The organism is Microbispora bryophytorum (assembly GCF_006874465.1).
GTDB classification, from domain to species: Bacteria; Actinomycetota; Actinomycetes; order Streptosporangiales; family Streptosporangiaceae; genus Microbispora; species Microbispora bryophytorum.
On sequence record NZ_VIRL01000096.1, the window covers coordinates 1 to 465 of the forward strand.

Annotated in this window: 1 rRNA gene; it reads right to left on the reverse strand. The window is 49.0% G+C overall.

Annotated features, from left to right (window positions below):
• A 16S ribosomal RNA gene (locus FLX07_RS36000) occupies nucleotides 1-465 on the reverse strand; the annotation flags it as partial.

The following is a 465-nucleotide window of genomic DNA, read 5'->3' on the forward strand; positions in this document are numbered from 1 at the left end:
GACTACTGGGGTATCTAATCCTGTTTGCTACCCACGCTTTCGAGCCTCAGCGTCAGTGACAGACCAGACAGCCGCCTTCGCCACTGGTATTCTTCCATAAATCTACGCATTTCACCGCTACTCATGGAGTTCTACTGTCCTCTTCTGTACTCAAGTCATCTAGTTTCCTATGCACTTCTTCGGTTAAGCCGAAGGCTTTCACATCGGACTTAGATGACCACCTGCGCTCGCTTTACGCCCAATAAATCCGGATAACGCTTGCAACCTACGTATTACCGCGGCTGCTGGCACGTAGTTAGCCGTGACTTTCTAATCAGATACCGTCACTACCCAGCCATTTCCTACTAAGTACGTTCTTCTCCAACAACAGAATTTTACGAGCCGAAACCCTTCTTCATTCACGCGGCGTTGCTTCATCAAACTTTCGTTCATTGTGAAAGATTCCCTACTGCTGCCCCCCGTAGG